Annotated in this window: 1 protein-coding gene; it reads right to left on the bottom strand. The window is 61.8% G+C overall.

The window, feature by feature from the left end; translation table 11 throughout:
* Window positions 1-360 precede the first annotated feature (360 nt).
* Window positions 361-1,458: an IS110 family transposase gene (locus tag J1M87_RS28175; RefSeq protein ID WP_032375655.1), complete on the bottom strand. Its 1,098-nt coding sequence runs from the start codon at window positions 1,456-1,458 to the stop codon at window positions 361-363.
* Window positions 1,459-1,545: the final 87 nt, after the last annotated feature.

The following is a 1,545-nucleotide window of genomic DNA, read 5'->3' as shown; positions in this document are numbered from 1 at the left end:
CTCATATGGAGGTCGGCCTGTCAACGACGGCATGGTGAAGCGGTGGCACGCACCGTCGTGTGTGCCACCGCTTCCTGTTGCCGGGATGGTGATCGATGCGAGTGGGAGGTGAGCGTGTCGTAGTGTTCGACGCGTCGTCAACTCTCATATACGCGGGTTGGTTACCGCAGGACGGACTGTTTCGGCTGGAGTGGATCGCAAGTCTATGAGTCGAGCGTGATCCCAACGCGCAGTTGAGGATTGCTCATAGGCGGCTAGCGGGTCACTCCCAGACGCTCGGCCACATCCCACATCGTCGTCGACCGTTCATTCCGGACATCTATCCCGACGCAGATCGCTACTTCGGCGTCGGAGCTTCAGTCATTCCTCGAGCGTGGCCAACGACCAGCACCAGCCGGCCAGCTCTCGTGCGATCCCGGCATTGGCGACCACCGCACGTTTACCGCGTTCGTCGAAATGTTCCCACCGTGCGTGCAGCCGCCGGTTCGCTTGATGTCCTCGCGCTTTGGCTTTGGGAGTCGACGCCTTCCACCGTGCCACCAGTTCACGCCCCGGCCGATACGGCTTGCGATGATGCCAGGCAGCCTCGACCAGCAGTCGGCGTACGTGAGCATTGCCGGTTTTGCTGACACCGCCCTGCGACCGGGATTCACCGGAAGAATGCTCGGTCGGGATCAACCCGACGAACGCACCGATCGAGCGGCCGGTCAACCGGTCCCACTCACCGATCTCCGTCGCCAAACCGAACGCTGTCAACGTCGCCACCCCACGAAGGCACCCCAGCCGGGTCACCACCGGAGTGAACGACGAATGCGCAGCCATGTCCGCGATGGCGGTATCGAGACGATTCCGGCGTTCGGTGGTGGCGATGACGGTCTCGTAGGCGGTGTCGTAGGTGATCTGCAGTGCACGTGAATCGAACCGCTGGCGACGTAACCACAGATCGTGGGCTGCGGTCCAGGGTTTGCCGCCGCTGTAGATGATCCCTTGACGCAGCAGCACATGTGTCAGGCGATGCTGTGCGGACACCAGATCGCCGCGGCAGTCCTCCCTTGCTCGCACCAGATCACGAGCGGACTCCTGCTCGGTACTCGGAATCAGAACCGGCACAATAGAACTCAAATGAAGCAACCGAGCCAAATGCCGGGCATCACGGGCATCGGTCTTGATGCGGTCACCAGGGGGACGCTGAATTTTCGACGGTGCCGCCACCACACAATCGACACCGGCGGCCAACAGAAAACGGGCCAGACCGAAACCGGTCGGGCCCGCCTCGTAGACGACATGCACCAGTCCTGGCAGCGAACGAATCCACTCCAGGATTTCTTTGTGATCAGGCGACATGCGACGCTCGAACAACTCGCCCGTCTCGCCATCCAAACCGCACGCCACCACCGATCGTGCGTGCACATCCAAACCAACACTCGTACGATGATTCTTCACTGGGGCCTCCCACATCTGTGGCTCTACCGGCCAGGACCCACTCCTGTCGGCAACCCACGCTTACATGCGGAGGGGCCCCAGCCAAGACCTCCATACCGTCTA

This window comes from Rhodococcus sp. KRD162 (genome assembly GCF_017168335.1).
GTDB lineage: Bacteria > Actinomycetota > Actinomycetes > Mycobacteriales > Mycobacteriaceae > Rhodococcoides.
Note: the sequence above shows the minus strand (reverse complement) of the source record. Positions and strands in the feature narration are given on the sequence as shown.

Coding starts and splice junctions, on each gene's coding strand:
- J1M87_RS28175 (WP_032375655.1), bottom strand. CDS start 1,458: ATGTGGGAGGCCCCAGTGAAGAATCATCGTACGAGTGTTGGTTTGGAT.